Genomic DNA, 7233 nt, shown 5'->3' with positions numbered 1-7233 from the left:
AGGGGCTGGAGGCCATCAAGGGCCAGAGCCGCGCTCTGGATTAATCCTCATCAGCAGCCGCTACATGGCTGGCCGGGTAAGCCGTGCGCCCGGTGCGGATGAAGCGCCCCTGTTACAGAGGCTGGCGGTTATCAAGGCGCAGGCCCTCTCGCGGGCTGATTGATGAAAATAAGGAATTAGTTGGCTGCCATTGTTTCGTTGGCTTCATGAGCCCGCCCTCGCTAGGATAGCGACCTGTTGACTCCTTCAGGCTCCAGGCCATGCCGGGCGCCGCCAATCACACGAGGTCTATGGATGGAACTGGAACTGCTCACCCTGGTCGCCCTGTTCGGGGTGGCCCTCATCGCCGGCTTTATCGATGCCATCGCCGGGGGCGGGGGACTCTTGACGGTGCCGGCCCTGCTGGCCACCGGCATGCCGCCGGCCCTGGTGCTTGGCACCAACAAGTTGCAGAGCAGTTTCGGTTCCTTCTCCGCCACCTGGTTTTATGCCCGCAAGGGGCTCCTTGAGTGGGCCATCATCTGGCCGGCGGTCATCTGCACCTTCATCGGGGCGGCCATCGGCACTCTGGCGGTGCAGACCATCGATGCCGCCATCCTGGAGCGGCTGCTCCCCTTCCTGCTGATGGCGTTTGCCTGCTACTTCTACTTCTCCCCCAGGGTGAGCGATGCGGAGAGCCAGCGTCGCCTCACTCCCATGGCGTTCGCCCTGCTGGTGGGCGGGGGCGTGGGCTTTTATGACGGCTTCTTCGGGCCGGGCACGGGGTCGTTTTTTGCCATCGGTTTCGTGGCCCTGGCGGGCTTTGGCATGGCGCGGGCCACCGCCCACACCAAGCTGCTCAACTTCACTTCCAACATCGCTTCCCTGCTCTTCTTCACCCTGGGGGGCAAGGTGGTGTGGAGCGTGGGGCTGTGCATGGCGCTGGGGCAGTTCATCGGGGCGCGCATGGGCTCCAAGCTGGTGCTCAAGAAAGGGGTGAAGCTCATCAAGCCGCTGCTGGTGACCGTCTCCCTGGTGATGTCCGCCAAGCTGGTGTGGAGCCAGTACCCCGAGCTCTTTGCCTGGCTGGGCTGAGCCGATATCCCCCATGACGAGGGCCCGATCGCAGATCGGGCCCTCTTGCGTTTCAGCCCAGTGCCGTCAGTTGCCGGAAATGGGCTTGCAGCGCCTGCACCAGGCGGGCAATGCGATCGCGCTTGAGGCTGTTTGGCCGATAGACCAGGTGGAGCGGGCGGCCCAGTCCCGGCAGGGGGCGTGCCTGTGTCCCCTGCTCACCCACCAGCGCCAGCAGGCCGGCGGGCAGGAGCACGGGGCCAATGCCTGCCTTGGCCAGCTCGATCAGCGCCAGGTAGGAATCGAGCTCCATGGCGGGGATAAGCCCGAGGGCGGCCAGGGGCTCGCGCAGATAGCGGTTGGAGGGGTTCTCCAGATCCATGGTCAGGATCTTGCGCACCTTGCCCTGCATCCCCTGACTCACGTCGCCTTCAGCCAGTTGCTTGCTGGTCACAGTTTCTTGCAAGGCGCCCTGGTGATCCGGCTGCGCCGCCTCATCCAGAGCCTCCCCCACCAGATAGAAGGGCTCCTCCAGCAGCCGTTCGGCACACAGCCCATGGCCAGGCGGCAGGCGGCCGGCGCAGATCCCGAGCAGGGCATCCCCGCCGCGCACCCGGGCCAGAATGACCGGGGTGTGGTGGGTAGAGAGGGCAATGTGGGGATCCCGTTCAAGATAGGCGTGCATGAAGCGGGCGAGGTAGCCCGCCAGCAGGGTTTCGGAGCAGGCGATGGACAGAGGGGTCTGATCCGTGAGGATCTGGCTGTCCGCCAGCACCCCCTTCATTTCGGCGAGGCTCGGGGCTACCCGGGCGAGCAGTTCACGGGCCTGGGGAGTGAGGCGGATATGACGGCCATCCGGCTCGATGAGCTTCTTGCCAAGGCGCTGCTCCAGCTGGGCGATGCGCTTGCTGACCGCCGACTGACTGATATAGAGGCGGCTTGCAACCTTGGCCATGGTGCCCTCGCTTGCCAGCAGGCAGAGTGTCTCCAGCCCTTCCAGTAACATGCGTCCTCCCTCCTCGTGTGTTGGACGCGGTTACCTTAGGGGCTGGTGGCATCAGGGGCAAGTACCGTTTGCGGCCCTTGATAGCGGCCAGCGCCACGCCTTGACGGGGGGCGCGAAGATCACCAGGTTGCCAATGAGACTCACCACCACGCCGACGATGGAGACCGTCTGCCAGACAAAGCCTTCATAGAAGGTGGAGAGGGTGAGGGCCACCAGGGGGAAGAGCACGGTGGCGTAGGCCGCCTTGCTGGCACCGATGCGCCCCACCAGGGTGAGGTAGGCGGTGAAGGCGATGACGGAGCCGAAGATGGCCAGATAGACCATGGCGGCGAGGTAGCGCGGGTCGGTGGGCAGGGTGAGTGACTGACCGAGTACCGTGACCCAGCCCAGCAGCAGCGCCACGCCGTAGACCATGCCCCAGGGTACCATCTGCAATACGTGATAGCCCTGGCGCTGTCCCCGGGCGGAGACCAGGTTGCCCAGGGAGAAGCAGAGGGTGCCGGCGCAGGCAAAGAGCAAGCCCTTCCAGCCGTTTGCACCCAGTTGCGCATCCGCCAGCACCGGCCAGAAGAGCAGCAGGGTGCCAAGCAGCCCCAGCAACGATCCTTGCAGCCAGCGCAGGCCCGGTCGTTTACCCTCGAACAGCCAGAGATTGAGGCCGTTGAAGATGCTGGCGCTGGCGAAAATCACCGCCGACAGGCCGCTCGGGATATAGAGGGTGGCGTGGTAGAAACAGAGGAAGTTGGTGGAAAAGAGCAACGCGCCGAGCAGGGCAGCATAACGCTGGCCCGCCCAGGGCAGGCGCGGAAACTTGCCGCTCACCGTGAGCAGGGCGAACAGGGCCAGGGCCGCCAGGGCGAAACGATAGAGCACCGAGACCTCGATGGGGATGGGGCCGAGCTGCCAGGCGATGGCAATCCAGGTGCTGCCCCAGATGAGGACGGTGGAAACATAGAGCATCAGATTCATGGTGTGATCCCATCAAGAGAAGATGATGTGATCAGCATGAACCGTGAGGCGGGGTGCCGGCTTGCACCATCTTGCGGTTTTTTCAACGGAGGCGCAGCCTTTGACCATGAGGCGCGATAAGATGGCGACAGGAAAGGGGCGGCAAGTGCCAGAGAGGGACGCAAGCGTGCAGCATGCCATGCAGCAGACAAGACAGGCAGGGGTCTTTGATGCCCTGGTGAGCACCGGTGCCAGGCTGGAGGACTCCTGCTGGCTGGAGCCCGGACTCGGGGTGGCGAGCTGGTGCAACCGCTACGATCAGACCCGCTACCACAAGCCGGGCAACCACACCATCAGCGTCTACCTGCAGGGGGGCGAGCAGACCGAGCGGCTGGACGGCCCCGGTGGCCATGGCGGTGCCGGCAAGGTGTGCATCATGCCGGATCACCACAGGTCCGAGTGGCTGGTGCGCGAGGAGTTTCGCTTCTTCCACCTCTACTTCACCCCCGCCCACTTCACCCGTATCGCCGAGCAGGCGTGTGACAAGGAGGGGCGTCATCTGCAACTGGAAGACAAGACCTTCATCGACGATCCCCAGGCGGCGGCCCTGGTGCAGGGGCAATTGATGAAGCTGGACTGGCAGCACGGCATCGATCGCATGGCGCTCTCCCACGGTGCCTGGATGCTGATGCTGCACGCCTATCGCCATCACACCCGCGAGGCCCCGGCGCTGCCGGAAGTGCGCGGCGGCCTGGCCCCGGCCGTGGTGCGCCGGGTGCAGGAGTATCTGCAGGCTCACCTGGCCGAGCCGGTCACCCTGGGAGAACTCGCCCGGGAGGCGGGTCTGAGCGAATACCACTTCGCCCGTATGTTCGGGCAGAGCCTGGGCTGTCCGCCCCACCGCTACCTGCTCGGGCTGCGGCTCAAGCGGGCCAAGCAGTTGCTGGCGGGAAGCGAGCCTCTGGCCAGCATCGCCGCCCAGTGCGGCTTCTCCTCCCAGGCCCATTTTGGTAACCGTTTTCGGGAGGCGTTCGGCCTGAGCCCGGGCCAGTGGCGAGCCCAGTTGTCATTCTCCTGTCACAGATAACCCTGAGACTCTGGGCAAAAGAGGTGTACCCTCTGTCTCTTGTCCATTGAAAGGAATGCCCATTGAATCATCGCAAACGTCAGACTCGTACTCGCCATCTCTGGTTCAACCACTGGAATGCCCCCCTCTATCGCGCCACCCAGCCGACGCCGCCCGAACCGCTCGTTCCTCACAGTTCCCGCTGAAAACGCCGTAACCCGATAGGATTTTTCCGGCAACTTTGCCACTATTGCGCCATCAGGATGGACTGGATATGGCCGCATGTTTCTGGAACGCATTGAAGTCAAAGGTTTTCGCGGAATAAATCGCCTCTCCCTCGGGCTGGACAACACCACTGTGCTCATCGGCGAAAACGCCTGGGGCAAATCCAGCCTGCTGCGGGCCCTCTGGTGCCTGCTGGGGGATGCCGAGCCCTATCAATTTGGTCAGGATGATTTTCACCGGCCCGAAGATCCCGAGCTCGAACCCTCGCGCACGCTGCAACTGGTGCTCACCTTCAGCGAGTATCGTCCCCAGATGTGCCAGCACTCCCGCCGTCTGGCCCGCCTCGGGGCGGCCTGGATCCCCCACAAGGACAAGTTCCACCGGGTGCATTATCGTGCCAGTGCCGAGTTGCAGGATGATGGCAGCGTGCTCACCACCCACGACTTTCTCGACGGCATCGGCAAGAGCCTGACCATCGACAACAACGAGGCGCTGGTGCGTCTGCTCATCACCATGAATCCGGTGTTCAGGCTGCGGGATGCCCGTACCGCCCGGGAGGGCATCGAGCGGCTGCCCTGGGGGGATCTGTGCGAGCAGCGGCTGGACGAGCTGGCCGGCAAGCTCACCGATGAGCCCCAGCGCATCGGCGAGCCAGAACTCAAGGAGGCGCTGCAGGCGGTGCAGCAGTTGATGGAGCACTACTTCAGCGCCCTGGCGCCCATCAAGCACAAGCCTCGCAGCCAGCGGGATATCGTCAATCGCCCCATGACCCTGCGCAATCCCGGCAACCTGCAGGTGCTGCTGCGCAATGCGGACAACCGGGCGCTGCAACTGGCCATGGCGGGCATGGCGGCCATGCTGCTCCACGCCCGGGGCAACCGGGAGCTGGAGGAGGGGGCCAGACCCATACTGATGCTGGAAGACCCAGAGAGCCGCTTGCATCCCACCATGCTGGCCCTGGCCTGGGGTCTGCTGGAGCAGTTGCCCGGCCAGAAGCTGCTCACCACCAACTCGGGGGACCTGCTCTCCTCCTTGCCCCTCAATCAGGTGCGCCGTCTGGTGCGCCGCCAGCAGGACATCCTCTGCCATCAGTTGGGAGGGGAGCGCTACAGCAGCGACGATCTGCGCAAGATTGCCTTCCATGTGCGCATCAACAGGCCCATGTCGATGTTTGCTCGCTGCTGGCTGCTGGTGGAAGGGGAGACCGAGATCTGGCTGCTCTCGGAGCTGGCCCAGATCTGCGGCTACAGCCTGCGGGCAGAGGGGGTGCGCATCATCGAGTTCGCCCAGTGCGGCCAGGCTCCCCTCATCAAGGTGGCCCGGGACTTTGGCATAGAGTGGCACCTGCTCACCGACGGTGACGAGGCGGGCGCCAAGTATGCAAGCTCCGCCCGCTCCCTGCTCAAAGGGGAGCGCGAGCGGGATCGGCTGACCCAGTTGCCGGCGGCAGACATAGAGCACTACCTCTACCAGAACGGGTTCGAGGGGGTGTTCCGGCGTGAGGCGGGGGTCGGGGGGCGCTCCACCCTCAACGCCGGGCGCATCATCGCCAAGGCGATCCACCATCGCAGCAAGCCAGGCATGGCCCTGGCGGTGGTGGAGGAGGCGGAGCGCCTCGGCAGCGAGCACATTCCCCCTGTGCTCAAACAGATGTTTGCCCGGGTGGTCGCCCTTGCCCGGGGACAAAGCTGACCGGCGACGTTGGGAAGACGGGGGGAGTTTGGATATACTCCCTGCCTCTTGTCCTTCCTTACCCTGTGATGGGTGCACCCGCACCCGGACTGCTGCCGGAGACCCTATGTTCGTCCAACTTCCTTTTTGGCTCTTTCCCCTGACCGGTCTGATGGCCCTGGGAGCCCTGATCGCCGTGGGGCTCGTCCTGTGGCGCGGGGATCTCTGCCCGGGCCAGCGCTCGCGGATCACTACCCAGCTCTTCTCGGTCTGGGTGATCACCGGGCTCTCTCTGATGCTGGCGGTGGAGGCCAAGGTTGCGGGCTGGCTCATCTGGAGCGGGGGGGCCGCCCTGGTGCTCGGTATCGTGCTCTCCCTGGTCCAGTCTCGTCTGGAGGGCAAGCGCGCCATCCCCGCCACCCTGCTGTGGTTGCCCGCCATGCCGCTCGCCCTCTACGGGCTGGGTCTGATGCAGATCCAGGGCTGGCTCGGCGGCCTGCTGCAGATGGTGCTGCTGGGGTCGGCCTTTGCCCACCTGATGCTGCTACGTGCCCGCCACCGCCTGCAAGCCTTCAATCTGCTGCTGCCCCTGGCGGGGCTGGTCTCCGCCATCCTGAGTCTTATCTGGCTGGCGGTGCTGGTGGGTTGGCAGGGGAGCAGCGCCGGGCTCGACCCGCTGATCCCCGGGGTAGTGACCCAGGCCGGCCTGCTGGTCGCAGCCCTGCTGCTCTGGTTCAGCCCCATCTACCGTCAGCAGGAGACGGCCCCCGTGGTGGTCTCCGTGACCCTGTGCGGCCTCATCATCGCCCAGATTGCGGCGACCAGCGTGTTGCACCAGCTCGCCTGATCCCGGCGCATCCTCCCGCCCGCACCTTGTTGTGCGGGCTTTTTTTATGGCAAAGAGGGGCAAGTCGGGGGGAGCGCGGGGAGGGGCCTGAGGGGCGAGAGATCGCTAGCTGCCTGAAAAAACTGCGATTTGTTGCAAAAGAGCGCAGTATGTGACGGTTTAATCCCCGAATAAACTTTTTTTAGGATATTTACTTGCAATCTCAGCGTTGGCGCCTATTATGGGCGACCTCTGACGCGGGGTGGAGCAGCTCGGTAGCTCGTCGGGCTCATAACCCGAAGGTCGTCGGTTCAAATCCGGCCCCCGCAACCAACCATTTGTATTCATGGCAAGCGCTAGCGCCTGCGGTGGAAACGAAGACAGCAAGAAGCAACTGCTCTGCTTTTTGTGGTGGCAATACAATTCGGACGCGGGGTG

General features: G+C 64.4%; 7 protein-coding genes and 1 tRNA gene. 6 read left to right on the top strand and 2 right to left on the bottom strand.

Features of this window, described 5'->3' with window-relative positions; genetic code table 11:
* The first annotated feature begins 294 nt into the window (after positions 1-294).
* Positions 295-1074 carry a TSUP family transporter gene (locus AB5Y50_RS10350; RefSeq protein WP_010674863.1) on the top strand — a complete coding sequence of 260 codons (780 nt, stop codon included), beginning with the start codon at positions 295-297 and terminating at the stop codon, positions 1072-1074.
* Between the two features lie 52 nt (positions 1075-1126).
* Here AB5Y50_RS10350 and AB5Y50_RS10345 read toward each other — a convergent pair whose 3' ends face one another.
* Positions 1127-2059: a LysR family transcriptional regulator gene (locus AB5Y50_RS10345; protein WP_069651321.1), complete on the bottom strand. Its 933-nt coding sequence runs from the start codon at positions 2057-2059 to the stop codon at positions 1127-1129.
* Between the two features lie 51 nt (positions 2060-2110).
* Positions 2111-3028: a DMT family transporter gene (locus AB5Y50_RS10340; RefSeq protein WP_041215090.1), complete on the bottom strand. Its 918-nt coding sequence runs from the start codon at positions 3026-3028 to the stop codon at positions 2111-2113.
* A gap of 178 nt (positions 3029-3206) precedes the next feature.
* Between AB5Y50_RS10340 and AB5Y50_RS10335 the strand changes: the two genes are divergently transcribed.
* From AB5Y50_RS10335 to AB5Y50_RS10315, 5 genes are all read left to right on the top strand, one after another.
* Complete coding sequence (locus AB5Y50_RS10335) at positions 3207-4094, top strand: helix-turn-helix domain-containing protein (protein WP_042016580.1); 888 nt, start codon at positions 3207-3209, stop codon at positions 4092-4094.
* A gap of 62 nt (positions 4095-4156) precedes the next feature.
* Positions 4157-4279: a hypothetical protein gene (locus tag AB5Y50_RS10330; protein ID WP_256094327.1), complete on the top strand. Its 123-nt coding sequence runs from the start codon at positions 4157-4159 to the stop codon at positions 4277-4279.
* Positions 4280-4355: 76 nt separating this feature from the next.
* On the top strand, positions 4356-5990 hold the full coding sequence (locus tag AB5Y50_RS10325; protein ID WP_113978493.1) for an ATP-dependent endonuclease: 1635 nt from the start codon (positions 4356-4358) through the stop codon (positions 5988-5990).
* A 106-nt stretch (positions 5991-6096) separates the two neighbouring features.
* The gene (locus AB5Y50_RS10320) at positions 6097-6816 is read left to right on the top strand and encodes a hypothetical protein (RefSeq protein ID WP_010674858.1); all 720 of its coding nucleotides are present in this window, start codon (positions 6097-6099) and stop codon (positions 6814-6816) included.
* Between the two features lie 235 nt (positions 6817-7051).
* A tRNA-Met gene (locus tag AB5Y50_RS10315) sits at positions 7052-7128 on the top strand.
* The last annotated feature ends 105 nt before the right edge of the window (positions 7129-7233 follow it).

Source organism: Aeromonas sp. s6 (assembly GCF_040907815.1).
Taxonomy (GTDB): domain Bacteria; phylum Pseudomonadota; class Gammaproteobacteria; order Enterobacterales; family Aeromonadaceae; genus Aeromonas; species Aeromonas caviae.
Note: the sequence above shows the minus strand (reverse complement) of the source record. Positions and strands in the feature narration are given on the sequence as shown.

Excerpts from the sequence above, each read along its gene's own strand:
- AB5Y50_RS10350 (WP_010674863.1), top strand. The coding sequence starts at position 295 with ATGGAACTGGAACTGCTCACCCTGGTCGCCCTGTTCGGGGTGGCCCTC.
- AB5Y50_RS10345 (WP_069651321.1), bottom strand. The coding sequence starts at position 2,059 with ATGTTACTGGAAGGGCTGGAGACACTCTGCCTGCTGGCAAGCGAGGGC.
- AB5Y50_RS10340 (WP_041215090.1), bottom strand. The coding sequence starts at position 3,028 with ATGAATCTGATGCTCTATGTTTCCACCGTCCTCATCTGGGGCAGCACC.
- AB5Y50_RS10335 (WP_042016580.1), top strand. The coding sequence starts at position 3,207 with ATGCAGCAGACAAGACAGGCAGGGGTCTTTGATGCCCTGGTGAGCACC.
- AB5Y50_RS10325 (WP_113978493.1), top strand. The coding sequence starts at position 4,356 with ATGTTTCTGGAACGCATTGAAGTCAAAGGTTTTCGCGGAATAAATCGC.
- AB5Y50_RS10320 (WP_010674858.1), top strand. The coding sequence starts at position 6,097 with ATGTTCGTCCAACTTCCTTTTTGGCTCTTTCCCCTGACCGGTCTGATG.